This window comes from Actinosynnema sp. NPDC050436 (assembly GCF_040655415.1).
Lineage (GTDB): Bacteria > Actinomycetota > Actinomycetes > Mycobacteriales > Pseudonocardiaceae > Actinosynnema.
Genome location: NZ_JBFAJV010000030.1, coordinates 1 through 25,002, shown reverse-complemented (window position 1 = coordinate 25,002; position 25,002 = coordinate 1). Strand labels below are relative to the sequence as shown.

Annotated in this window: 18 protein-coding genes; 8 read left to right on the top strand and 10 right to left on the bottom strand. The window is 73.6% G+C overall.

Features of this window, described 5'->3' with window-relative positions; all coding sequences use genetic code 11:
* The first annotated feature begins 9 nt into the window (after positions 1-9).
* On the top strand, positions 10-477 hold the full coding sequence (locus AB0I60_RS36995; protein WP_360738813.1) for a YdeI/OmpD-associated family protein: 468 nt from the start codon (positions 10-12) through the stop codon (positions 475-477).
* Here AB0I60_RS36995 and AB0I60_RS36990 read toward each other — a convergent pair whose 3' ends face one another.
* From AB0I60_RS36990 to AB0I60_RS36980, 3 genes are all read right to left on the bottom strand, one after another.
* Positions 478-1,224, bottom strand: a complete 747-nt coding sequence (locus tag AB0I60_RS36990) for a metal-dependent hydrolase (RefSeq protein WP_360738811.1) — start codon at positions 1,222-1,224, stop codon at positions 478-480.
* 43 nt (positions 1,225-1,267) lie between these two features.
* Positions 1,268-1,819, bottom strand: a complete 552-nt coding sequence (locus tag AB0I60_RS36985; protein WP_360738808.1) for a hypothetical protein — start codon at positions 1,817-1,819, stop codon at positions 1,268-1,270.
* 80 nt (positions 1,820-1,899) lie between these two features.
* Complete coding sequence (locus AB0I60_RS36980) at positions 1,900-2,430, bottom strand: RICIN domain-containing protein (protein ID WP_360738806.1); 531 nt, start codon at positions 2,428-2,430, stop codon at positions 1,900-1,902.
* A gap of 199 nt (positions 2,431-2,629) precedes the next feature.
* Here AB0I60_RS36980 and AB0I60_RS36975 point away from each other — a divergent pair, with 199 nt between their 5' ends.
* The gene (locus AB0I60_RS36975) at positions 2,630-4,753 is read left to right on the top strand and encodes a tetratricopeptide repeat protein (protein ID WP_360738803.1); all 2,124 of its coding nucleotides are present in this window, start codon (positions 2,630-2,632) and stop codon (positions 4,751-4,753) included.
* Positions 4,754-4,787: 34 nt separating this feature from the next.
* Here the strand turns inward: AB0I60_RS36975 and AB0I60_RS36970 are convergent, their stop codons facing one another.
* Positions 4,788-5,897 (bottom strand): HEXXH motif-containing putative peptide modification protein, encoded by a 1,110-nt coding sequence (locus tag AB0I60_RS36970; protein ID WP_360738800.1) that lies wholly within the window; start codon positions 5,895-5,897, stop codon positions 4,788-4,790.
* A gap of 216 nt (positions 5,898-6,113) precedes the next feature.
* Here AB0I60_RS36970 and fxsA point away from each other — a divergent pair, with 216 nt between their 5' ends.
* The 3 genes from fxsA to AB0I60_RS36955 all read left to right on the top strand — a co-directional run bounded on the left by fxsA (position 6,114) and on the right by AB0I60_RS36955 (position 11,103).
* Positions 6,114-6,278 carry an FxSxx-COOH cyclophane-containing RiPP peptide gene (gene fxsA, locus AB0I60_RS36965; protein ID WP_360738798.1) on the top strand — a complete coding sequence of 55 codons (165 nt, stop codon included), beginning with the start codon at positions 6,114-6,116 and terminating at the stop codon, positions 6,276-6,278.
* 135 nt (positions 6,279-6,413) lie between these two features.
* Positions 6,414-10,073, top strand: a complete 3,660-nt coding sequence (fxsT, locus tag AB0I60_RS36960) for an FxSxx-COOH system tetratricopeptide repeat protein (protein WP_360738796.1) — start codon at positions 6,414-6,416, stop codon at positions 10,071-10,073.
* Entirely contained in the window at positions 10,051-11,103 is a 1,053-nt protein-coding gene (locus tag AB0I60_RS36955) for a hypothetical protein (RefSeq protein WP_360738793.1), read from the top strand. The genes fxsT and AB0I60_RS36955 overlap by 23 nt, the downstream gene beginning before the upstream one ends.
* Here the strand turns inward: AB0I60_RS36955 and AB0I60_RS36950 are convergent.
* From AB0I60_RS36950 to AB0I60_RS36935, 4 genes are all read right to left on the bottom strand, one after another.
* Positions 11,048-13,354 (bottom strand): ATP-binding protein, encoded by a 2,307-nt coding sequence (locus tag AB0I60_RS36950; protein ID WP_360738791.1) that lies wholly within the window; start codon positions 13,352-13,354, stop codon positions 11,048-11,050. The two genes, AB0I60_RS36955 and AB0I60_RS36950, sit on opposite strands and share 56 nt — an antisense overlap.
* The gene (locus AB0I60_RS36945; protein WP_360738789.1) at positions 13,351-14,283 is read right to left on the bottom strand and encodes a hypothetical protein; all 933 of its coding nucleotides are present in this window, start codon (positions 14,281-14,283) and stop codon (positions 13,351-13,353) included. Before AB0I60_RS36945 ends, AB0I60_RS36950 begins: the two co-directional genes overlap by 4 nt.
* Before the next feature lie 322 nt (positions 14,284-14,605).
* Positions 14,606-15,814 (bottom strand): hypothetical protein, encoded by a 1,209-nt coding sequence (locus AB0I60_RS36940; protein WP_360738787.1) that lies wholly within the window; start codon positions 15,812-15,814, stop codon positions 14,606-14,608.
* A gap of 280 nt (positions 15,815-16,094) precedes the next feature.
* Positions 16,095-20,000, bottom strand: a complete 3,906-nt coding sequence (locus AB0I60_RS36935; protein WP_360738784.1) for a hypothetical protein — start codon at positions 19,998-20,000, stop codon at positions 16,095-16,097.
* A 238-nt stretch (positions 20,001-20,238) separates the two neighbouring features.
* Between AB0I60_RS36935 and AB0I60_RS36930 the strand changes: the two genes are divergently transcribed.
* The 3 genes from AB0I60_RS36930 (at position 20,239) to AB0I60_RS36920 (ending at position 22,986) form a co-directional block, all read left to right on the top strand.
* Complete coding sequence (locus AB0I60_RS36930) at positions 20,239-21,063, top strand: SDR family oxidoreductase (protein ID WP_360738782.1); 825 nt, start codon at positions 20,239-20,241, stop codon at positions 21,061-21,063.
* A 55-nt stretch (positions 21,064-21,118) separates the two neighbouring features.
* Entirely contained in the window at positions 21,119-21,571 is a 453-nt protein-coding gene (locus AB0I60_RS36925) for a DUF4383 domain-containing protein (protein ID WP_360738779.1), read from the top strand.
* A gap of 116 nt (positions 21,572-21,687) precedes the next feature.
* The gene (locus AB0I60_RS36920) at positions 21,688-22,986 is read left to right on the top strand and encodes an APC family permease (RefSeq protein ID WP_360738776.1); all 1,299 of its coding nucleotides are present in this window, start codon (positions 21,688-21,690) and stop codon (positions 22,984-22,986) included.
* A gap of 8 nt (positions 22,987-22,994) precedes the next feature.
* On the opposite strand, the gene AB0I60_RS36915 is transcribed toward AB0I60_RS36920, so the two are convergent.
* Together AB0I60_RS36915 and AB0I60_RS36910 are read right to left on the bottom strand one after the other, a co-directional pair.
* On the bottom strand, positions 22,995-23,942 hold the full coding sequence (locus AB0I60_RS36915; protein ID WP_360738774.1) for a sensor histidine kinase: 948 nt from the start codon (positions 23,940-23,942) through the stop codon (positions 22,995-22,997).
* Positions 23,939-24,763 carry an MEDS domain-containing protein gene (locus AB0I60_RS36910; protein ID WP_360738772.1) on the bottom strand — a complete coding sequence of 275 codons (825 nt, stop codon included), beginning with the start codon at positions 24,761-24,763 and terminating at the stop codon, positions 23,939-23,941. Before AB0I60_RS36910 ends, AB0I60_RS36915 begins: the two co-directional genes overlap by 4 nt.
* Positions 24,764-25,002: the final 239 nt, after the last annotated feature.

Here is a 25,002-nt window from a genome sequence, read left to right as displayed (position 1 = left end):
GTCGCGCCCATGACGACAACTCGTCGCTTTGCCACCACGGTGTCCGAGGACGGACGCGGTCGGGTCTTCGTGCCGATCCCCTTCGACCCCGATCAGAGTTGGGGTGTCAAAGTCCGTCACCACATCTCGGGCACGGTCGGTGGTCACGCGGTTCGTGGGGCTGTCGAGAAGTTCGAGGCCGGTCACGGGGTCGTGCTCGGCCCGGCTTGGCGGCGGGACCACGAGCTGGTGCCCGGTGACGCCGTCGAGGTCGTCCTCACCCCGGAGGGGCCGCAACGCGCCGACCTCGCCGAGGACTTCGCCGCCGCGCTCGACGCCGACCCGGAGGCCGGGGCGTTCTTCGACTCGCTCGCCCAGTTCTACCGCCGTGCCTACCTGCGGTGGCTCGACGGTGCCCGGCGGCGGCCGGAAGTGCGTGCGGCGCGGATCGCCGAGGTGGTCGGGCTCCTGCGGGCCGGGGTCAAGCAGCGGCCGTGATCAGTGGTCGGTGAGGTCGAGCAGCATCGGCCACACCCCGGGCAGCAGCAGCACCCCGGCCACCGTGCACGCCGGCAGGACGAGGAACTGCTCGACCGGACCGCCGGTGCGGAACCGCAGCAGGCGGGGTGGCCGGATCTCGTACCAGGTCTCGCCGGCGATCGGGATCGGCCACAGGAACGGGCAGCCGGACAGGGTCAGGGCGTCGCCGAGGCAGTGCACCAGGCACCCGGCCGCGACCGCCCACCCGATCCACCCCGCGACGGCGGCCAGCTCGTGCTCCGGGTTCCCGTTGGCCAGCCACAGCAACGCGACGAAGGCCGCCGCCGCGAGCACCCAGTCCCCCAGCGCGTCGACCGCGAGCAGTGCCGCGACCGCGAGCACCGCGCCGACCGCCCACGTGCCCATCGAGCCGGTCGCCCAGTTGATCCACCAGCCGAGGAGGGCGGCGAACGCCAGCGTGTGGGTGGCGTGCCGGTGCTCGCCGGACACCGGTTCGTCGCGCGGCCCCTTGGTGAGCTGGTAGAGGCCCCGGGAGGCGCCCTGGGCGAGGGCGGACAGCAGCCCGGTGAGGGGGCCGACGAAGCGGGACGCGCGGGAGCTGCCGTGGTCGAGGTCCGGGAGGAGCGCGGACCCGGCCGTGACCGTGGCGACCACCACCGCCTGCGGCAGGGTGTGCGCGCCGAGCAGCGGGGCCAGGGCGAGACCTGCGCACCACCCGGTCGCAGCGTGGGTCCTGCCGAGCATCGCGATCTCCAAGACGGTGGACCGGTGGTACGGGTCCGGTCGGTCAGCGGTCGGCAGGGGTGTCCACTTCGGACAGTTGGTGGTGTTCCCGGGTGGCGTTGCGGGAACGGCGGACCCGGTCACGTTGGCGGTGGCCCAGTGGGAGGATGACGAGCAGCAGCAGCAACGAGAAGAGGATGAGCAAGGCCCCGCCGCCCAGGCCCGACACACCCTCGTCCAGGAAGCCCAGCACCTCGACCAGCAGGCCGAGCAAGCCCAGGATGATGAACACCACCCGCAGGACCGTGTCCGGGTACGGCATGGCCAGCACCGCGTCGGCCTGCTTCACCAGAGGGCGTGCCAACCGCTCGTCCTCGACCGGCACGCCTCGGCGCAGCGCGCGGGAGATGGTGCGACGCTGTCCCCGGTCCAGGCCGCGCAGTGCCGTGGAGCCCACCGTTTTCCGCATCATGATCGCCATGACGAGGCCGAACACCGTGCCCATCGCCAGACCGACCCAGACGTTGTCCCGCAACAAACCCTGCGCCACACCGAATATCACACCCGCGAGCAGCCCGACCAGGAGCACCTTGCCGTACGAGATCCGCTGTGCCACCGAAGCCTCCCCCGAGTCGTCCCCTGTCGATCTACCCAGTCCGCCGTTCGCCGAACCGTCCGATCGACCACGGGACCGGGTCAGGCGTTGGGGCTGATCCACTCCCACTGGTCGGGGGCCGATCCGCACCACTCCAAGGTCAGCCGGGCGTCCAACCCGCCGTCGGCGCCGAGGCAGAGGCCCGTCTTGTCGTGGGTGAACAGCCAGCCGGTCGGGCTCGGTCGCAGCGTGAACGACTGGTTGTCGTCGGTGTCCGCGTCGCAGTGGTACTGGCTGATCGGCGTGCCGGTCGGTACCGCGTCGTAGTACGGCACGTCCATGCACAGGCCGCCGGCGATGTTGCGCAGCGCGAAGCTGCCGGCGGAGTCGGCGCTGTCGACCCGTTGCCACACCTGGTTGTCCTGCGAACCCGGTCGGCAGTGCCACTGGTTGACCGGTCCGTCCAGGGTTCCCGGACCGAAGAACGGGAGGTCGGCGCAGTAACCCGTCTCCACGTTGCGGAGCAGGAAGAGCCCCAGTGGCGGCATCGGCACGTCCTGGGCGACGGCCGGTGGGGGCGCCACGACCGCCAAGACCGCTGCGGTGGCTGCCGCCGTCCTCCACTTGTTCATGTCCACTCCCCCTGTTCGTCGGGCTCCTGCCCGTTGTCCCCCAGGTTCTCAGAGTCCGCTCGCGCTTCTCATGGTCACCGGGGTTCCGCGTCGCTTCACCTGATCGGCTCAACGGTCGCTCGTTGAAGGCAGCCTGTCCGCCGGCGTGGCCGCACATCTGCGGAGCCGACGGGGGCCTTGTCGTCGAGGATGAAGAGTCGTGTCGAACAAGGTGGACGGCGAGGTCGTCGGCAACGTGGTGCAGGCGCAGGTCGTGCACGGCGACGTGAACGTGCACGGCGTTCCGCCGGTTGTCGCGTTCCCCCACCGGTTCGGGCCGGTTCTTTCGCGCGCCGATGCCTTCCAGAACCGCTCGGTGACCGGAATCTTGGCCGCTGCACTCGGTTATGACGCCGGCAAAGCAACGTTCGTGGAGTCCGCCGGACACGTGGGGGTGCTGTCGGGGCTGGGAGGGGTGGGCAAGACCCAGCTGGCGGCCGACTTCTCGCAACTGGTGTGGGAGGCCGGAGCGGTCGACATGCTCGCCTGGGTGACGGCGACGTCGCGGGAGGCCGTCATCGGCGACTTCGCACGGCTGGCCGCCGAGCTGACCGGCATCGACGAACCGGATCCCGTGGTGGGTGCGACCAGGTTCGTCGAGTGGCTGGCCACCGCGCCCGTCAGGTGGCTGGTGGTCCTCGACGATCTCGGCACCCCGGCGTTCCTCGACGGGCTCTGGCCACCCCGAGCCCATTCCGGTCGGGTCGTCGTCACCACTCGGCGACGCGACGCCGCGCTGCGCGGCCCGGGTCGGTGCCTGGTCGACGTCGGCCTGTTCACGGACCAGGAGGCCGGCGGGTACCTGCGGTCCAAGCTCGGCGCGGACCTGGCCGTCGGGGCAGCGGAACTGGGCCGGGTCCTGGGCCACCTGCCGCTCGCCCTGTCGCAGGCCGCCGCCTACCAGCTCGACAGGGGACTGACCTGTGCCGACTACCTCGTGCGGTGGTCCGACCGGCGACGGACCCTCGGTTCCCTCCTGCCGGAGCCGGACGCCGTCCCGGACCAGTACCGGCACACGCTCGCCGTGACCTGGTCGATGTCGGTCGAGCACGCGAACCGCCTGGTGCCGGAAGGACTGGCCGGTCCGGTCCTGGAAGTGCTGGCGGTGCTGGACCCCAACGGCGTACCGGAACGGCTTCTCACGGAGCCGGCGATCCTCGGTCTCCTCCGGAGCACCAGCGGCAGACCGGTGGAGGACGAGGACGTGCGCGACGCGCTGATGGGTCTGGCCCGGCTCAGCCTGCTCCGCTATGACAGCAGCAGCGCGCACACCGAAATCCGGGTCCACGCGCTGGTCCAGCGGGCCGTGCGGGATCAGCACGCGGACCGGGTGGCGACCGTGGCGAGGATCGTGGCCGACGCGCTCGTCTCTTCCTGGCCGGAGATCGAGCGCGACGCGGAACTGTCCCGCGCGCTGCGCGCCAACACGGCCGCTGTGCACGACTGCTCACCCGAGGGGTTGTGGTCGCCGTCCCTGCACGCGGTGGTCATCCGGGCCGGGGACAGCCTCGGGCGAAGTGGCCAAGTCGACGCGGCTCACGACTACTACGAGGGACTTCGGCGGGCGTCCTCGCGCCACCTCGCTCCCGAGCACCCCGACGCACTGGTCGTCCGCCACGAGTCCGCGCACTGGCAGGGGGAGACCGGCGAGGTGCGAGCGGCGGTTCTCGCCTTCGAGGAACTGCTCGCCGACCGACTGCGGCTGCTCGGACCGCACCACCCGCACACCCTGGCGACGAGGGTGAACCTGGCCCACTGGGTCGGCAAGGCCGGCGATGCCCACGCGGCCGTGGCCATGCTGGAGGACCTGCTCCCCGATCGGCTGCGGATCGAGGGGCCGGACCACCCGGCCACCATGGTGACCCGGCGGAACCTCGCTTTCTGGCGCGGGCGGACCGGCGACCTGGGTGGCGCTGTCGCCGAGCTCCGCGCCCTGCTCGCCGACTGCGTCCGGGTGAAGGGAGCCGACCACTACTTCACCCTGTCGACGCAGCGCAGTCTCACTCACGCGCTGGGTGAACTGACCGGGTCGAGCGAGAGGACGACCACCATGGAGCAACTCCTCTCCCACCACCTGCGGGTCTTGGGACCCGACCACCCGCACACGTTGACCGTGCGGCGCAACCTGGCGCAGTGGCTCGGCGAGGCCGGGAATCCGGCGGGCGCTGTCGCGCACCTGACGACCTTGCTGAGCGACCATCAGCGGATCATGGGCCCCCGGCACCCGAACACGATCTTCACCCGCGACCAGCTCGCACGGTGGCGGTCGGTCTGCTCCGACTGACCGTTCCCGCCGTCCCGAGCAGGCGATCTCCTCGTCACCGGCCGTGGGTGGTGTCGTGGCGGGCTCGGTGGGTGGTGGCCAGGCGGTGGGCTTCGGAGTGGGCCGTGGGGGAAACGGGTTCTTCGCACCACCTCCTCAGGGTGGTTTCCATGCCCTGCACGAAATCCTGGCCGGTCTCGGTCAGCTCTCCGCTTGCCAGCAGCGTTCTCGACACTTCCAGCGCGGCGGTGCGCCAGCGGGCGAACTCGACCTCGCGGCCGGCTCTCCGGCAGAACTTCGCCACGCCCAGATGTGCGTACGCGCCGTGCAGCAGGCCGATGGCCGGGCGCGGGTCGTCGCGCCACGGGGCGTAGTAGCGCCTGCCCTCGTCCGGTGCCACCAACGGGAACAGGTCCATCAGCGCCACCAGTTTGGTGTGTTGCAGTTCGTGGGCCAACGTCATCGCGGTGATCTCCGGGTCCTTCGGCGGGGACATGAAGACGCAGCCGTACGCGTCGGCGTGCGTGGCGCTGTTGACGCCCGACGCCGGTTCCCGCAGGGGTGCCAGGACGGTGATCGCGGCGACGAGTTCGCCCGCCACGTCCGCGTGGTCGCGGGCCAGGACCTGCCACGCCCGGGTCACGCCGTCCTGCCACCGGGGCAGGTCCAGGTCTTCCGCGAACGGCAGCAGCGCCGTCGAGCCGATGTCCTCCCAGCGCTCCACCAGGAAGGTCGGCCCGCCGGGGACGGCGACTCGCGGGGTCGGCTCCCACCTCGAAGCGTCGGCCTCCTCCAGCGCGCCCAGGGTGGGCAGCCACGCCCGGTGCACGCGGGGCAGGCGCGGTGCGGTGCGGACGCCGGCCCGCACCGCCGCCGCGCACGCCACGTGGGCCAGCCAGGCGGGTTCGCCGCTGCCGATCGCCGTGCGCGTCGCCCACGCGCCCACCGCCGGGTGGTCGACCACCCGGCGGACGGCCTCGGCGGGCAGCGCCGTCAGGTCGTCGAAGGCCCGGCGGGACCCGGGCCACCGGTCGGCGACGAGGCGGATCAGTTGCAGCGTGCGGCTCCGGCGGACCCTCGTCAGGAGGTCCACGGCCGCGACTCCGCCGCCGCCCCGGGCCAGGGCGTCGAACACGGGTCGGGTCATCCGCAGTTTCGGGGGCACCGCACCTCCACGACCGGTCGGCGGACGGTGTCGCCGAACTCGTCCGAACCCGGCGAGGCGTTCCCCGAGTCCGTGGGATTGCCGGGAGGTCCCCGGAATCTTCGGCTAGCCTCACTGCCCGGGTACCGCACCCGCCGGCTCAGTCGCCTGAACGGCGCATTCCGGTGGCGGTGATTCCCGAGCACGGTCTCAGGTGGACGACGTGGGAGGCAGGAGATGACCGAAGACGGCGCGCTGGAGTCCGAGCTCCTCGACCTCTCCGAGGCGAACCTGTCGGAGTTGACGCTGGTCACCGCCCCGGCGCTGCGCGATTCCCTGCGGCGGATACTCACCGAACGACATGCCACCGACCAGTACGCCGCCTTCCAGAGTTCGGTGTGAGCCGATCTCTGCCGCCATCCGAGTGAATTTCACCGGAGTGTCCGCAATAAAGCGGAACAGGGGTAATCCCTCATCCGCGCACGGCGATCTGGAGTAGTGATGAGCAGCTCAAAGCGCGCTACCGTCGTCGCCTTCTTGTCGACATCCGGTGGTACCGGTCGGACGAGCGCGGTCGCCAACCTGGCGTGGGTCCTGTCGAGCGCCGGCAACCGCGTCCTCGTGCTGGACGGGAGCTCCGAACCGCCCCGGGTGCGGCAGTACCTGGCGCGCTTCTGGGTGGCCGAGGTCGAGCCGGCAGACCCGTCGACCACCGCCGTCCGGTACGCGTTGCCGGACTGGGACGGGTACGTGGACGTGGTCGACGCCCCGGACGGGGTGCCGCCCGCCGAACTGGTCGAGTCGACCGTGCGCCCGGCCCTCGCGCGGTACGACCACGTGCTGGTCGACGCGCCGGTGGACCGGGGCGACGACTTCCTGCCCGCCGTCGCGGAGGTGGCGGCGGTGGGCGTGGTCTGCTTCGTGCCGATGCCGCAGGCGATCAAGGACGCCGCCGCCCTCGCCGACCGGGTGCGGGAGCACGCGCCGGGCCCGGTGGACGTCGTGCCGCTGGTGACCCTGTTCGACCACGGCTACGACCCGCGCGCCCGGCAGAGCCTGGACGCCATCCGGGCCGAGTTCTCCCGCTTCGCCGCGCCGGGATCGGGGTCGGGCACGGGGTCGGGTGGGGCGTGCGAGGCGATCCAGCTGCCGCACCGGCCCTTCGAGGCGTTCGACCCGCTGCTGGCCGTCCTGGTGGAGGAGCCGGGCGACCCGGCGGGGCTGCGGGCGCAGTACGAGCGGTTGGCGGACGAGGTCACCGGCGGCGCGGTGACCCGCATGGCGCCGGTGCGGCGGTCGACCGGGCTCCGCTACCGCCGGGCGTTCGGCATGGGGGCGGCCGGTGAGCAGGACCGGGTGCTGGTGGCCCACCACTCGGCGGACCGCGCCTGGGCGGACTGGGTGTGCGGGGTGCTGGGCAGCGCCGGCACGCACGCCGCCCTGCTGCGCGGGCGGGAGCACTGGCTGGACGACGGCGACCCCGTGGAGCTGCTGGTGGTCCACTCGGCGCGCTGGGAGGGGTCCCCGGAGCAGCGGGAGCTCGCCGCGCTGCGCGCCGGGCGCGACCTCGACGTGACGCGGGTCCGCGTCGGCGGCAACGGGACCCGCAAGACCGCCGGCGGGCGCGAGGTCGACCTCGCCGACCTGCCGGGCCAGGACGCGCGGGCCCGGCTGCTGGCGGGCCTGGACCTCGTCGGCGGCGTGGACCCGACCCGCGCGGGCACCGGCTTCCCCGGTGCCACCCCGCGCACCCTGCTGCTGCCTCCCCGCCTCGACGGGTTCACCGGGCGCGAGCGGGACCTGGAGGCGTTGCGGGACCGCCTGCTCGCCGCCGACGGGCCGGTCGCGGTCGGCGGCCGGTCGGGGGTCGGCAAGAGCGAGCTGGCGCTGGAGTACGCCCACCGGTTCAAGGGCGACTACGACGTGGTGTGGTGGGTGCCCGCGCACGACCACCAGGCCGTGATGATCGCGCTGTCCCGGTTGGTCTCGCGGACCCGGGCGGAGGACCGGTCCGTCCGGGTCGACGCCGGGGACGACGCGGCCTGGCCGCTGGCGGGGCTGGGGTCGGACCGGGGTTCGCCCCGGTGGCTGCTGGTCTACGACAACGCGGACGCGCCCGGCGTGCTGGACGGGCTGCTGCCGCGCGGCCCCGGCCACGTGCTGGTCACCTCCTCGACCTCGGCGCCGGACCTGGAGCTGGGCGGCTTCTCCGCCCGGCACGGCAAGCGCTTCCTGCTGGACCGGGTCACGGATCTGGGCGCCGACGACGCCGAACGGGTGGCGCAGGCCGTGGACCACCTCCCGCTGGCGCTGGGGCTCGCCGCGTCGTGGCTGGTGGAAACCGTTGCGCGGGAACGGCTTGCCGCGACCGCGACCACCGACGCGGTCGCGTGGTCGGTGCAGAACCTGCTGAAAGCCGTGGCGGACAACGGTTCCCAGCACCAGGGGGTGGTCGCGCGGCTGGTGCCGCCGATCGTGGACGCGCTGTCCCGGGACCCGGCCGGGCGCACGGCGGTGGTCCTCGCGGAGCTGTGCTCCTTCCTGTCCCCCCAGGGGATCGGGCTGCGGCTGGTGCGGTCCTCGGCCGTGGTGTCCGCGCTCCTGGCCGCGTGCGGCGAGGACGCCCGGTTCCTGCGGCTGGACTCCTGGGAGGTCGACCGGGTCCTGTGGCTCTGCGTGCGGTTCGGCCTCTTCCAGGTCGACTGGGGCGAGCACAACTCCGTGCGGGTGCACCAGGACGTGCAGCGCGCGGTGATCGGCCGCATGTCCGACGACGACCGGGAGGCGCGACGCGCGCAGGTGCTCCGCGCGCTCGCCGCGTTCGCGCCGACGGAGGCGGAAGAGGCCGAGGAGTCCGAGGAGGGCCGGCGGTACCGCGCCTGGCGGTACCGGGAGCTGCAGAAGCACGTGTTCCCGTCCGGCGCGGTGGACAGCGGGGACGACGAGGTCCGGCGGTGGCTGGTCAACCAGCTCCGGTTCCTCTACACCGACGGCGGCACGGGCGCGGGCAGGCTCTCCACGAGACCGGCGCACGACCTGCTGGCCCGGTGGGTCGAGCGGTTCGGGCCGGACGACCCGCTGCGGGCGCGGCTGGCGACGCAGCTCGCCAACGTCGAGCGCAGGCTCGGCCGGGCCGGACTGGCGCTGCGCCTGGACGAGGAGGCGGTGGGCCACCAGCGGGCGGCGTCCGGCGGCCTGACCGACACCCAGACGCTGATCACCACGCGCGGGCTCGGCGGCGACCTCCGGGGCGCCGGGATGTTCGCCGAGTCGCTGGACGAGGACCGGGCCACCTGGGCGGGTTTCCGGCAGAACTTCGGCGACGACCACCCGCACACCCGCAGCGCGGCGAACAACCTGGCGGGGTCGCTGTTCCTGTCCGGCGACCCGGCGGCGGCGCTGAAGCTGGAGCAGGACAACTTCGACCGCCGGCTGCGGCTGTTCGGCGAGGACGACCCGGACACCTGGTGGTCGCTCACCCGCGTGGGCGTCTACCAGCGCGAGACCGGCGACTACGACCGGGCCGCCCGGTCGTTGCGGCGCGCGGCCGAACACCTGCACTGGCGCGGTTCGCGCAACAGCCCGGCGGAGCTGGCCGCCCAGTGGCACCTGTCGATCACCGAACGGCTCAGGGGCGACCCGGAGTCCGCGCTGACGCGCAGCCGCGAGACCTGGTGCCGCTTCAAGGAGGTGCAGGGCCGCTCGCACCCCGAGACGCTGTCCTGCGCGCTCAGCTACGCACTGGACTGCAAGGCGACGGGCGACCCGGCCCGCGCCGTCGAGCTGTCCCGCGATGTCGTGGCGGGCCTGCGCGACCACACCCGGCTCGCCGAGGACCACCCGTTCGTCGCGGTCGCCCGGCTGTCCCTGGGGTCGGCCCTGCGCGCGGCGGGCGACGTCGAGGGCGGCGCGGTGGAGGTCGCGGCGGCGCACCGGGTCCTGCTGGAGCGCCTCACCGGGTCGCACCCGTGGACGCAGGCGGCGGCCGTGGCGGTGGCACGGCTGACCGCCGCGCGCGGTGACGTGTCCAGCGCGGTCAAGCAGCTGTCCCGGGTCTTCGCGCAGTGCCGGGGCTACCTGGGCCGCAAACACCGCACCACGGACACCGCCGCGCACAACCTGACCGTGGCCCAGCAGCCGGGTGCCGAGCGCGACAACGAGTGGAGGGACAGCGATGTCGACATCCCCCAGACGTGATCCCGACGAGGGGTGGCGGGAGCCGAGCGAGGACGCGGCGCCGCTGCTCGGCACCACCCTGTCCGCCGCGCGGCGGGTGGCCCGCGAGGCGGTCGGCCGGCACGCTTCGCTGCCGTACGTCGGGTACGTCAGCAAGGGGGTGTTCCGGTTCTCCTTCGACCGCCTCGGCGAGGAGTTCGACGGGCGGGTCGCGCTCCAGCAGCTCGGGCGGCGGGTCGCGCAGTTCGCCGAGGAACTCGACGGCCAGCTCCAGGAACCCGACACCGGGCCGCTCATCCGCACCGTGGTGCACACCGAGCGCGGCGAGGTCGTCTGCAACTTCGTGATCCCGCGCGAGTACGTGGTGGTCGTCGCGGAGACCGCCCCGGCCGCCGTGGCGGGGCCGCTCACCGACGACGACGCCGTGGCGGCCGTGGACGAGGAGCTGGCGAAGCTCACCACGGACCTGCGGACGCTGATCAGCCTCCCGTCGCTCAACCACGGCGGGTGGGAGACCGCGCACGCCACCCGTCCGCTGTCGTCGGTGAACCACGTGGAGGACCCCTGCGTCGCGGAGTTCGCGCCCGTGCCGGAGGACGTGCGCGCCGGGCTGGCCGCGACCGTTCGGCCGAAGGACGTGCACTACCTCGCCTACCACGCCGACGGCGAGGTCGTGGCGGAGGCGGACCACCTAGGGCACGCGTCCCTGGACCGGTTCTACACCAAGGTGGAGGTCGAGGACCGGCGGGCGTTCTACCGCGAGTTCGGCTGGCAGCTGGAGTCGATCGTCCGCAAGTTCAACCGGATGCTGTCCGGCGCGGCGGCCGGTGGCCTGGTGACGCGGCTGGTGCTCGACGTCGAGCGCGGGGCCGTCTACTACTACCAGCTGGACCCCGGGGAGTACCTGGTCGGCGTCACGCTCGACCAGAGCCGGGTGCGCGACGCCGACGAGCGCATCGCCCGGCTGGCGCACCGCCTCGCGCGCGGCCGAGGCGTCAGCCCCGGCCCGGTGACGCCACGCGCACCGAGGCCCGGCGGACCTGCGCGCTGACGTCCTCCAGCAGGTCGCGCAGCCGGTACCGCCGCGCGGGCCGCCCGAGGTCGGTGACCGTCCCGCCGGGTGCCGTCCACGGGGTCAGGTGGATGAGCGGTTCGAGCTTGTGCAGCGGCAGGAACGCGATCACCCCGTCGTAGGTCCGGCACGTCTCGTACAGGGCGTCGAGGGTGCTCTTGGGCAGTTCGCCCGCCGAGCGCAGCACCTCGTCGGACTGGTGCCACCTCAGCACGGCGTCCTGGAACGCGACCAGGGCGTGCTTCAGGATCTCGGCGGTGCCCACGGCCTCCAGGTAGCCCGCCGACTCCTGCCGGTTCTGCACCGCCCGCAGCGCGGCCGGTGCCTCGTCGTCGCCCGCGAAGGTCTGGCGCATCATCAACCCGGTCTGGGCGACCTCCTCCAGCGCCGCCAGCACGTCGTCGAACAGGCGCGCGACGGCGACCGGCAGACCCGGTGCCGTGGCGCGCTCCTCGACCGGTTCCGGGGTGCCGGTGAGCCCGGTGAGCTGCTGCTGGATCTCGGCCAGCCGGCGGTCCGACGACGTGCGCAGCCCGTCGATGTGCTCGGCCAGCTGCTCCACGAAGCCGTAGAGGCTGGACTGCTGCCGGTTGATCTGGTCGATCCGCTGCCGGACGGCGTCGCCCCGGTCGCCGCCCGGCTTGCCGGGCAGCAGGTTCGCGGCGGCCCGGATCGCCGCCGCCAGGTCCTCGGCGAAGCTGCGGCTGTTGTGCAGCAGCGGTTTGCGCCCCAGTTGCACGCGCAGGTCGTGGGCCGGTTCGGCGGCGACGACCCCGTTGACCACGAGGACGACCTCGGCACCGGACGCGGAGCCGGTCACGGCGGAGACCCGGCGGCGCACCGCGCCCGCGTCGGCCTCGGTCAGGACCGAGTCGGTGACGATCACCGCGCACCCGCCGGAGCGGTCCTGGAAGGTGAGCCAGAAGTCCACCCGGGCGTCCTGGCCGAGGGAGAGGTAGTGGTCCGGCTGGTAGCTCCAGCCCTCGCGCTCCAGGACCCGGTGGATCGCCAGCACGATCTCGTCGGGGCTGAGCGGGCCGAGCTGCTCCCGCGCGACCTCCCGCACCATCTCGTCGGTCACCAGGCCGTCCGCGTCCCGGTGCGCCGCCTGGTACAGGGCGTGGCACATGCGGATCACCTTGCGGACGTTCCCGCCGGTCACCATGGCCACGTACTCGACGGTCCCCGGCGAGAACGGCTCCAGCCGGCGGCTGCCGAACTCGGCCTCCTGCGCCAGCTCGACCAGTTCCCGCACCTGCGCGGCGCTCAACCCGGTCAGCCGCACGGGCGTGGTGATCCGCTCGGCCGTGCCCGGGTCGAGCGAGAACACGAAGTCCGGCTGCCCGCACAGCACCAGGCAGGCGCCCGCCTTGGAGAACACCTCCAGCATCTTCTGGAACGCCAGCCGCAGCGCGCGGTCCTCGGTCGACGGGAAGATCTTGTCGAACTCGTCGATGGCCAGCACGAAGCGCCGCTCCCGGTCGCCGAACAGCAGCGCGACGACGCCCATCGCTTCCAGCACGTCCAGGTCGCCCGAGATCGGGTCGAGGATGTCCCGGTCGGTGAGGACGGGCGCGGGCGGCTCCCCGTTGAGCCAGCCCCACACGGCGGTCTCGAACCCCGGCCGCAGCAGCAACGACAGCGCCAGGCCGAAGTCCTCGTTCTCCGTGACGTCGCTGAGCTTGCGGTGCACCCGGCGCAGCAGCTCGCTCTCCATCAGCCGCAGTTGCCGGACCACCTCGTGCGGCTCGACCTCGCGCCGCCGCAGCAGCTCCACGGCGTGGCCGGCGAGACCGGTGTCCTGGAGCTGCTCGGCGACGATGTCGGCGTAGAAGTCGCTGACCCGCGCGCGGACCTGCTCCACGCCGAGGTGGCCCAGCAGGCGCTGGTAGGCGCGCAGCACGTTCTCGGCGGTGGCTTCCAGGTAGAGCGACCTCGTCCGGTCCTCCAGGCGCGACGCCGCGCGCCGCACCAGGTACCGGGCCAGGTGCGACTTGCCGGTCCCGTGCTCGCCGACGATGAGCAGCACGGTGCCCGGGGCCGGGTCGCCGGTGCGGGTCGGCGGCGCGTCGAGGTAGCCGGTCAGCGCGGCGACGGCGCGGCGGATCCCGTCGGTCTGGACGGTGACCTCGGCGGTCCCCAGGTCCCGGTCGAAGGTCGCCACGCGGGAGACCGCCATGGTGGAGAACGGGTTGCGGAAGGGCGTCGCTTCGTCGCGTTCACCGTTCATCGGCTTTCCCATCCGTCCTTCGAGACGTGCTCGGTGGCCTCGATGATGTGCTCGACGGTCACCAGGGCGTCCCCGTAGTCGTCCGCGTGGTCCATCAGGTAGTCGAACGTCCTCTGCAGCGTCTCCTGCAACTGCGCCACCGTGTGCAGCCGCTTGCCGATCGCGGCGACGGTGTCGTCGGTGAGTCGCGGGAACCGGCCCCGGGACGCGTTCTGCTCCGTGCGCGCCTCGACGAACCGCCGCACGTCCCCCTCGACCAGGCGGCCGGACGTGAGGACGACGATCCTGGTCCACTTGGCGACCTCGCGCTCGATCCGGTCGACGTCCTCGCGGCCGAACTTGTCCGACTCCAGCATGAACAGCACGCGGGGCCGGGCGTGCACCGCGTACCGGGTGACCTCCCGCCAGAGGTCGCCGGACGCCGGCAGGAGCAGGATCAGCACGTGGTTCGGGGGCATGTACCGGTCCAGGTTCCGGTAGACGCGGTCGGGTTCCCGGCGGTTCCGCTCGAACTCGTCGCGGAACTCGGACCGGATCAGGCCCCTCTGGTCCATCAGGTCGAACAGGTTGTCGCACATGACGACCATGCGCTCGGCGAGCGCCAGGCCCTCGACCATGAAGTGCACGCGCGTGGCGTCGACGACCTTCGCCACGACCGAGCGCTGCGCCAACTGCGTCTTCACCCAGTTCGCGCAGCGGTTGAGCAGGGCGGACTTGCCGCACCCGGTGTCGCCCGTGGCGAGGACGGCGCGGCCGGAGGTCATGACCGACGACAGGTCGCCCAACTGCCTCTGGAAGATCAGGTACTGCCTCTCGCTGTCGTCCACCGGCACGTACAGGCCATCATGGTCTTCCTTGAACGGCACGAGCGCCTGGCTCGCCGACACGAACGGGTCAACGACGAACGGGTTGACCGGGTCCGACGTCATCGACGCCCCCTCGCGGCCGGGACCGCCCGCGTGACGAGCGCGCGCGACAGGTCGGCGGCCGTGGTCACCCGCGTCGCTCGCACCCGGTCCCCCTCGCAGTCGGACGTCCGGACTTTACCGACGATATAATCGCCAGTCAGCCGGTTGAGTTACTCGACAACACACGAACGACCACCCATTGGCACCGGACGGCCGAAGCCCGCTGGTCACCACCGGTATCCGGGGCAAGCACCCGGTGACGGATTTCCGGGTGACGTGGAATAGATCATGGGAATATGCACCTGCCGCCGATGTGCGGAAATGCACGTGCGGTCGGTGCGGCTCAATGCCGCACGGGTGCGTCCACGACGGACGGGATTTCGACGCGCAGCGCCGGCCGTGGCGGCACCGCCGGAAAGGCCGTCCGGACGACCGGCGGGGTGGCGAGCTCGGACTCCGGCTCCGGCGCGGGCTCGGGCTCGGGCTTGGGCGGCCGGAAGCGGTCGAAGGCCGAGTTGGTCACCGCGTGCAGCAGGTTGACCACCACGATGGCGGGCGCGATCACCGCCACCGCGTCCGGCAGCACGGGTGCCAGCATCAGCGCCAGGATGACCGCCGTCAGGCCGTTCTGCTGCCCCAGGGCCAGCCGCGTCCGGTCGCCGCGCCACTGCGGCCGGGCGGTGAGCAGGACGGCGGCGACGACCTGGGCGAGGAAGGCCGCGAGTCCGAGCAGCGCCCCGGTCGCCAGGTCGACCCCGCCGACGAGCACCAGCCCGACCGCGAACGTCCCCAGGTACATCACCACGCGGGCGGCGCGGTCGACGTCGGCGTCCCGGCCCGGCCGGTAGAACAGCCCGATCAGGGCCAGCGCGGGCAGCAGCGAGAACCTGGCGGCGAGCAGGCCGACCGCCGGCACGGCCGCCACCATCGCCGCCCGGCCCGCCGGACCGCCGCCACCCGGTCGTGACGCGCGCCGGCGGCGGATCGCGTGCCACAGCGCGAAGGCGGCGCCGGCCAGCGCCACGTTCAGCCCGAGGTTGACCGCGAAGGTGCCGAGACCGGCCCCGGACAGCGGCGCGTCGCCGCCGACGACCAGCGCCGTGAGGTAGACGGTGAGCAGGACGGTGATCGGGTCGTCGAACGACGACCACGCCGCGAGCAGCGTCTTCCCCGCCTCCGACAGCCGCGACCCGGCGCGCAGCGCGGCCACCGACAGCGGGTCGATCTGGGCGACCGCGACCGCGAGCAGCAGGTGCTCGGGGCGGCTGTGGAACAGGTACAGCACGCCGAAGATCAGCGCCACCTTGAGCAGCACGCCGAGCGTGACGGCGGCGACCACCGTGCCCCAGTGCCGCCGGAACTCGGCCAGGTCGATGCCCCGGGTGCTGGCGTAGAGGCCGAACCCGAGCAGGGCGTTGACCGCGAAGAGGTAGCCGGGCGAACTCGGGGCGTCCTCCACGCCCAGCGCCATGGCGACCAGCCACCCCGCGCCGACGGTGAGCAGGAGACCCGCCGACCGGGTCCAGACGGTGGACCTCCGAGTGCCGCCCATGGCTCCCCCACTACGACGCGCCGATTCCGAATTACCACCGCCGCGCCGAGTGTATTGACCGCGTCGTGATCCGGGCAACTATTTGCACTTGCCACCCTCCACATTTCAGCGGAAAGCGCCGAACGGTATTCGATCTGCTGTTCGACGGTGTCGACACCATCGATACCGCCGACCTCCGCGCGCCGGCCGGCCGAAAGGTGATCAACCGCCGCCGGTGGCCGGTGATCCGATTCCACACCGGGACGGTGTTTCCGGGCGGAATTCCGCACCCGTCCCCGGATCACCGGTCGGCGCCGCCCCGGGCGGTGGTGCCGAGCCGGGGCGGGCGAACCGTCGCGCGTTCTTCGAACCCCTTCCAGTCGTCCACGTACGCGACGGCGGCGACCGGGTCGGTGGCGAGGTGCGTCCGGGCCAGGGCGAGGAACTCGACCTCCTCGGCTCCGGTGCCGGCCAGCGCGGCGACCACCCGGTCGACGCGGTCGCCGAAGACCTGGAGGACGGTGGCCGCGTAGACCAGGTAGGCGCGGAGCTGCTCGTGGACCATGAGCAGGTCGTCGGGCGCGTCCTCGGGGGTCGGCAGCGACGGGTGGCTGCGCAGCGCGCGGACCGTCGGCTCCAGCCGGCGGGCGGCGACGAGGTGGCGGCGCAGGCGCACGGCGAAGGGGTCGAAGCGGTCCGCCAGCCGGCTCGACAGCCCGTCGACCACCGTTTCCAGGTCGGTGCGCACGAGCGCGCGGGTCAGTTCGGCGAGGTGGCGGTCACCGGTCGACGCGTGGTGCACGTACAGCTCGCGCACCACCCGGTTGAGGTCGCGGGGCAGGCCGCCGGACAGCGCGTGGCACAACCACACGAACGGTTCCGGGAGCTGGGCCACGCGCCGGACCAGCAGCCGCCGGGTGTCCGCCACGACGAACCGCCGCACGCCCACCACGACGTCGAACGCCGAGTCGAAGGCCGTGCGCACCGTCGAGGAGCGGCGCGAGTACGACGCGAGGGCGTCGTCGGACACCGCCACCAGGAAGAAGCAGTCCTCGACGCCGAAGACCGCCTTGATGTCGTTGAGGAAGCGCTCCGCCTCGTCGGTGGACCCGATCTTGTCCAGTTCGTCCACGCACACCACGACCGGCGTGCCGCGCCGGCCGGTGAGCAGCGCGAGGAAGCTGCGGAACTCCCCCACCAGCTCGGGGAACGTCTTGACCTGGCCGGCCCTGGCCCGCGCGTGCGAACCGCCGAACTCGGCCACGGCGGGCGGCTTGGCGGTGGCCGTGCGGGTCACGGTCGCGGTCTCCACGTACCGGATGCCGTCGAGCCTGCGCCGCGCTTCGCGCACCACCTCGTCGTCGGGGTGCCCGGCCCGCCGCGCCGCGACCCGCAGCACGGCGAGCGGTGCCAACGCAACGACGACCCCCGCACCGATCACCAGGGCCCGCAGGTGCTCCGGCACCCACGCCGCCGCCGTCACGAGGTGTTCCACCTGCCAGGCACCCACCGCGACCAGCGCGCCCACCAGGGACACGACCAGCCACGGCCACTTCCGCGTCCGGCTCCGGTTCCGGTCGGGTGGTGTGCGCGGGTCGCGGAGCACCTCTTCGCACAGGCCGGCGTAGAGGTAGGCGAGGAAGTCGCGCGGCGCGTAGTGGGTGGGAGCGGGGACCACGACCCGGGTCGCGTCCAAGTGCACGTCGGTGTCGAACCGGCCGAACATCGCCAGCACCGTGCTCTTGCCGACGCCACGGGGCCCGCTCACCCCGATGGCCCCGCCGGACATCGCCTTCATCAGGTCCGCCAGGTGCCGGCTGGTCTCGGTCGCCACGAACTGCGCCACGTCGGTCAGCTGCCCCAGCCGGCGGACGTCACCGGGCGGCAGCTCCACGGCGTAGGACCGCTCGGCCACGGACGCCAGCCGCGCGCCGACCAGCGGGCGCACCCCGCGCTCGACCAGCACGTCGACCCACGCGCGGCGCGCGTCCACCGCGCTCCCCCGCGCGGCGCGGGCACGGGCGACGGCGTCCGCCGGCCACCGCTGCGGGTCGTCGGACCGCAGGCCGACCACCGAAGCCCGGTACGTCCGCGTGGCCAGGAAGAGGAGGCCCGCGAGCGTCCCCGCGCCGATGGCGGTGAGCACGGCCGGCCACGGCACCAAACCCTTGACATCCGCCCACAGGCGGAAAAACCAAACGGACGACCCGATCGAGACCCCCAAGGCAGCCAGCGCGGCGGCCTCTCTGGCGATACCGCGCCACTGCCGGGCCTCGACCAGCAAACTCAGTGCGAGCGCAGCACCCACTGCGACGATCGCGGTGGGCAGGGCGGTGAGGCCGAGCGACTGGAGCAAGAGGACCACGACCGTCCCGGATGCCATCGACCAGCCGACCGAACCGACGACCCACGCCAGCGCGTTGACCCTCTCGGCCGCGTCCAGCGGCAGACGCAGGAGGGCACGGGCGTAGTCGTCCTTGGCCTGCTCGTACCGGCTGCGCGCGGTCGAGGCCGTGGGCACGATGACCCCGGTCGCGGTGCGGACGTCCTCCGCGATCCGCGCCACGAAGTCCTTGTAGGTCGCCGCGTCCACCAGGCTCCGGACGTCGTCGCGGCGGCACGCCTCCTCGGCCAGCTCGTGCCGCAGCTCGATCACCTGCGCGGCGGGGGAACCGGCGGAACGCGGGCCGACCTGCTCGAACCGCGAGTCCTCCAGCGCCTGCCGGACCGCCTCCGTGCGGAGGTGGAGGACGCCGCCCTCGCGGCGCACCAGCTCCGGAATCCTCATCGCGGCCACGAAGTCGACGAACGAGCCGGATCGGGCGTACGTCCCCGCGATCAGGCGGTTGCAGGACGAGCCGCTTGCCGCCAACCCGCCGATCACGATGGCGACCAGGAGAGCACCCCTGTTCACCTGGTCGAACTGGAGGAGTGCGACGAATCCCAGGCTCCACAGGACCATCCAGAGCGCCGCGACCAGCCCGTCGTGCAACAACACCCGGCTCGGGGCGTCCATCCGCCGCACGTCGACCGGGGTGCTGACCACCCACAGCCAGGCCAGGACCAGGCCGACGCCCAGGGTTTCGGCCGCCTTGGACCACACCTGGCCGGGGTCGAGGAACGCGCTGGTCACGACGAGTGCCACGCCGACGACCGCGAGTGCCGCCGCCTTCGAGCTGAGCAGTTCCCGGTCGATCCGGCGGGGTGGGCGTGGCCGGGAGGCCCACAGCAGCGCGCCGGCCACCAGCACCGCAACGACGCCACCGGCCCACCAGGGCGACGCCGGGTCGAGGCCCGTCGCCCGCCGCACCCACGCGGTCGCGTCGTCCTGCGTCACCAGGCCCGCGATCACCGCCACCACGAGCACTGCGGCGCGGACGGCCCACCGGGGGTAGCGGTCGCCCACCCTCCACCAGGCCACCCCGCCCTCCCCGTCCCGCCGGAACAGGTCCGCCAGCGAGTGCAGGTTCCGCCGCACCGAGGAGTCCGCGTCCGCCAGCAGGTGCCGACCGATCGACTCCGCGTCGGGGAACACGGCCGGGTCGACCAGGGCCGGCGGGTCGCCGGCCCCGTCGGTGTGCGCCTTGTCGAGCAGGTACCGGTTGACCGGGTCGGCGAACGCCGTGGCCACCGGTCCCGAGGGGTCGTCGCGCACCGCCTCGGCCACCGAGGGCCGGCGGTGCAGGGTCGCGTGCAGGGGAACCGGGGTGAGCGCCAGCACCGGGAGGTCCGGCGCGGGCAGCCTGCTGGTGAGCAGGACGGGGAACGGGAGCGCCGCGACCTCGGCCAGGAAGCCCGGCCGCAGGTCCGGTGCCAGCTCGTCCACCCCGTCGACCACCGGGTGCAGCAGGCCCGCCGCGAGGACGGCCTCGGCGGCGTCGCGGCGGAGCCGGTGCCGGCTGCGCAGCAGGCGGACCAGCCACGCGCGCACCGGGGTGCCGGCCGTCCAGGTCGCCAGGTCGACGCGCACGGCGACCGGTCCGCCCGGTTGCCGCCGCCGCGCCACCTCGTGCACGTAGGCCACGGTCAGCGCGGTCTTGCCGGACCCCGGCCCGCCGACCACGACCACCGTCCGCGCCGCCTGCTCGACCACGACGTCGAGCGGCGGCGTGAAGTCGGCGAGGTCCGGCTCCGGGCCGAGGTCGAGCCGCGCGGCCAGCCGGTCGGCGTGCTCGGCCGCACCGGACGGCACCTCGGGCACCCGCACGCCGCTCCACCCCCCCGACGGTCCTCGGACCGGTTGCTCGCCACCGGCGGCCGGGGCGCTCGGCGAACGCCCCGCTGACAACTCGCGCGGGAGGCCGCGTTCGTTAGCTGCCGCGCCCGGCGGCACCGAGGACCGGGGTGGACTCGCCGGGACGGTGCCACGAGTGCGCCCGATCGGGTGAGCGTCGACGTCCGCCACGTGGAGGGGTCAGCCGGCGCGTTCCGGGTACCCGGTGGCCATGACCACCGCACCGCTGCCGGAGGACCGGTCCGGGCTGCCCCGCACGGCGATCGTGACGGGGGCCGACTCGGGCATCGGCAAGGCCGTCGCCGTCGCGCTCGCCGGCGGCGGTGTCGACGTCGGCATCACCTACCACGAGGACCGGGACGGCGCGGACCGCACCGCGCGCGAGGTCCGGGACGCCGGGGTGCGGGCCGCCGTGCGCCGGCTCGACCTCACCGACCCGCCCGCCGGCGCGGCGGTCGTGGACGAGCTGGCCGGCGAGCTGGGCGGTGTGGACGTGCTGGTGAACTGCGCCGGCACGGGCACCGCGCAGAAGGCGCTGGAGATGTCGTTCGACACCTGGCGCTCGGTGCTGTCGGTGGACCTCGACGGGGCGTTCCTGTGCTCCCAGCGCGCCGCCGCGCACATGGTCGACGCGGGCCGCGGCGGCCGGATCATCACCATCACCTCGGTGCACGAGCACGCGCCCCGGGTCGGTGCGGCCCCGTACTGCGCCGCGAAGGCCGGGCTGGGCGCGCTGACCAAGGTGCTCGCGCTGGAGCTCGCGGAGCACGGCATCACCGTCAACTCGGTGGCACCCGGCGAGATCTCGACCCCGATGACCGGCCAGGAGGACGTGGACCCGCGCGAGCAGCGGCGTCCGGGCGTGCCGCTGGGCCGCACCGGGCACGCGCGCGAGGTCGCCTCGGTGGTGGCGTTCCTGGCGACGCCCGCCGCCGGGTACGTGACCGGCGCGTCGTTCGTGGTGGACGGCGGGATGCTGTTGATGGGACCGCAGGCGAGCAGCCTGCTGGCCGACGAGCAGTGGCGACAGCCCTGAGGTGGCGCGGATTCCCGCTCACCGCGACGAAACCCGATCAGCGACAGGAGTGGACATGTCCGAGGCGGTCGCACGAACCCCGGTGCGCACGGCGGCGTTGGTCGTGGGGGTGGTCTTCCTGCTGGTCGGCACGGCCGGGTTCATCCCCGGCCTGACCTCCGACCTCGACGCGATGCAGTTCGCGGGCCACCACTCCGGCGCGCTGCTGTTCGGCGTGTTCGCCGTGTCCGTCCTGCACAACGCCGTCCACCTGGCGTTCGGCGTGTGGGGCGTGGCGGCCTCCCGCTCGGTGCGCGGCGCGAGCCTGTTCCTGGTCGGCGGCGGCGTGATCTACCTCGTGGTGTGGCTCTACGGCCTGCTGGCCGGCGGCACCGACGCCGACGTGCTGCCGCTCAACGCCGCCGACAACTGGCTGCACCTGGGCCTCGGCCTGGGCATGGCGGCGACGGGCCTGGTCCTGGCCCGCAGGGCGTCGCCGAACAAGGCCGGAGCCGACTGGAGCGCGTGAGCGCGCACGCCCCGCTGACCGACGCCGGGTGTCGAGCCGTCCCGTTCGGACGGTCCGTGACGCGGAACGCGGTCGGGGCAGGTGTGGCCCCTGCCCCGCCGGGGAACCGAACACCCGTGTCGACCACCTTGAAACGGGCCGCGAGCACGTCGCTGCTCTACTTCTTCGTCCTCGGGGACATCCTCGGCGCGGGCGTGTACGTCCTCATCGGTTCGGTGGCGGCCGAGGTGGGCGGGGCCGTGTGGCTGCCCCTGCTCACCGCGCTGTTCCTGGCCGCGCTCACCGCCGCCGCCTACGTCGAGCTGGTGACGAAGTACCCCCGGGCCGGCGGGTCGGCGCACTACGCGACCCGGGCGTTCGGGCCGGCCGCCGGGTCGCTGGTGGGGTTCTGCATGGTGGCGGGCGGTGTGGTGTCGGTGGGCGCGCTCGCCCGCGCGTTCGCCGGCGACTACCTCGACGCGCTCGTCCGGCTGCCCGTCGTGCCGGTCGTGGTGGTGTTCCTCGCGGCGCTGGCCGCCCTGAACATCCGGGGCGTGAAGGAGTCGCTGCGCGCCAACACCGTCGCCACCCTGATCGAGGTCGGCGGGCTCGTGCTCGTCATCGTGCTGGGCGCGTGGGTGGTGCTGCGCGGTGACGCCGACCCGTCCCGGCTGACCCAGGTGGAGACCGGCGGCAGCGCGGTGAGCGCCGTCCTGGCGGGCACCGTGCTGGCCTACTACTCCTTCGTCGGGTTCGAGACCTCGGTCAACCTCGCCGAGGAGGTCCGCGACCCCCGCCGCTCCTACCCCCGGGCGCTGTTCGGCGCGCTGGCCACCGCCGGCGTCGTCTACCTGCTGCTCGGCCTGGTGACCAGCGCCGTCGTGCCCACCGACCGGCTGGCCGCGTCCGACGGGCCGCTGCTGGAGGTCGTGCGCGCGGCCGGCGGCGTCCCGCAGTGGCTGTTCGGCGTCATCGCCCTGGTCGCGGTGGCCAACGGCGCGCTGCTCACCGGGATCATGTCCTCCCGCCTGGCCTACGGCATGGCCGGCGAGGGGCTGCTGCCCACCGCGCTTACCCGCGTCCTGCCCGGCCGCCGCACGCCGTGGGTCGCCGTCCTGGTCACCTCGGCGGCGTCGTTGGTGCTGGCGCTCACCGGCGAGGTGGCCGAGCTGGCGGAAACGCTCGTGCTGCTGCTCCTGGTCGTGTTCACCGCCGTCAACGCCGCCGTGCTGAAGCTGCGCGAGGACGAGGGAGAACCGGGTCACTTCCGGGTGCCGGTCGTCGTCCCGTGGCTGGCGCTGGGGTCGTGCCTGCTGCTGTTCACCCAGGTCGACGGCGCGGTGTGGCTGCGCGGTCTGCTGCTGATCGGCCTCGGCGCGGTGCTCGCGGCGGCCAACCTGGTCCGCCGGCGCAAGGCCGCGTCCAGAACGCCCTGACCCGGTCGTCAGCTCAGCGGCGGGCGGTCCAGGCGCAGCAGCGCGTAGACCGTGGTGCCCTCCGGGCTGGTGTGCGTCCGGACCAGGTCGGCGAGCTGGTTGACCAGCAGGAGGCCCCGGCCGCCGAACTGCCCCGGCCGGGCCGGGTGCCGACCGGCCAGCGGGTCGGCCAGCCGGCCTTCGTCCCGGACCTCGCAGACCAGGTGGCCGTCGGCGGTCCAGACGCGCAGCCGGCAGCCGCCGCCGGAGTGGCGCAGGCTGTTGGTGACCAGTTCGGTGGCGATCAGCTCCAGCTCCGCCGTGCGCTCGGCGCCCAGGTCCAGCCGCCCGGCCTGCGCGGTGGTGAACCTGCGGGCGTCGCGGATCTGCGCCGAGCTGCCGACGTGCACCTCCGGAGCCCCCTCGGCGGCCGGCAGCGGCTGGTTGTAGCGGTTTACGACGGTGAGCGGCGCGTACCGGCCGCTGGGGTGCCGCCGGTCGGTGCGCCAGACCACCGGGTGGGTGACCAGCGCGTCCTCCAGCGCGGCGGCGTCGAGGGACGCGGTGTCGTAGGGGCAGACGATGGTCACGTCGCGGCCCGCGAAGGCGAGGTTGATCAGGGCTTCGTGCTGGGCGCAGGCGGGGTACTCGGTGGCGCTGCGGCCGGCCCAGATCGGCTCGCCGACGATCCGGACGTGCACGCCCTGGTGCTCGTCGGCGAACCGGCGCAGCACGGTCGGGATGATCCGGCCGGGGTTGCGGCCGGCCTGCTCCATGTCGAGCAGCAGCACGTCCTGCGCGGCACCGCCGAGCGCCTCGCGCAGCAGCCGCAGCCGCGCGCCGGGAACCGCGACGGCGACCGGGTGGCCCAGCGCGAGGCCCTCGGTGACGAAGGGCACCAGGACTGCGAGGTACTCGTCGTCACAGCCGTAGAAGAGTGCGGGGTGGACGAACGCGTCGGGAGCAGGTGCCGTCATGCGGGTTGCTCGACGAACACGCTGTCCAACTGGAGCAGCTCGACCAGCCGGGCCGCGCCCGGCCAGTCCGTGCGCAGCACCGCGACCAGGTCGCGCGCGGCGGCGTGCTCGGCGAGGCGGCGCAGGCCGTGGTGGTCGATGAAGGCCAGGCCGGTCGCGTCGAGCACCAGCCGTCCGCCCTGTGGCTGGAGGTCGGCCCTGGACAGGGCCAGTGCGAACAGGTCGGAGGTGAACGGGTCGACTTCCCCGCCCAGCGCCGTCACCCGGCCGCCCGCGCCGTGCAGGCGGAAGCCCGCCGCCACCGCGTTGGTGCGCGGGTGCATGCAGGCGACCTGGTGGATGGAACTCTCCGCGACCCGGGTGCGGTCGTAGGCGCACACCGCCGAGAACGGCCGGTCGGCCATGTAGTGGTCGATGAGGTGCTCGTAGCGGGCGAACGCCTCGACCTGCTCGGGGGTGCCCACCAGGGAGGTGCAGTCGGCGGCCACCCGCAGACCGGTGTAGCCCTCCTGCACGGCCTCCTCGGTGGCGCGGGTGTAGGCGCGCACCTGCTGGACCGGGTCGATCACCGTGCCGACCGGGTAGGTGGCGTCCAGCGACGCGACCCGCGCGGAGCCCTCGCCCAGCGCCCGGTCCAGCCCGTCGATCCCGCGCAGGTCCTCGACCAGCGCGTCGACCTCGCCCGAGGCGACGTACAGGACGCGGTGCCCGAGGGCGAGCCCCTCGGTCAGGAACTCCACGGCGCGGGCGCGGAACTCGGGCAGGCCGTCGTACTGCCAGCACACGTGGTCGTGGTCGCCCAGTCCACGCACGTGATCCACCGGTCCCGACCGCCACATGCCCCCAGGGTAACCCGCCGACCCCGGCCCGAGGCAGCCCGACGCCCCCGGATGCCGGACACCGCGGCGGCGGGCGGTCCGCAAGCGTCGGTGGACGGTTGAGCGGGGCGAGAACGGGCGCGGAGTCGGCGGGCGGGCGCGGCGCGGCGGGCGCACGGCGGGGCGGGCGCACGGGGCGGCGGCGGCGCGCGGCGGGGCGCGCACGGGGCGGCGGCGGCGCG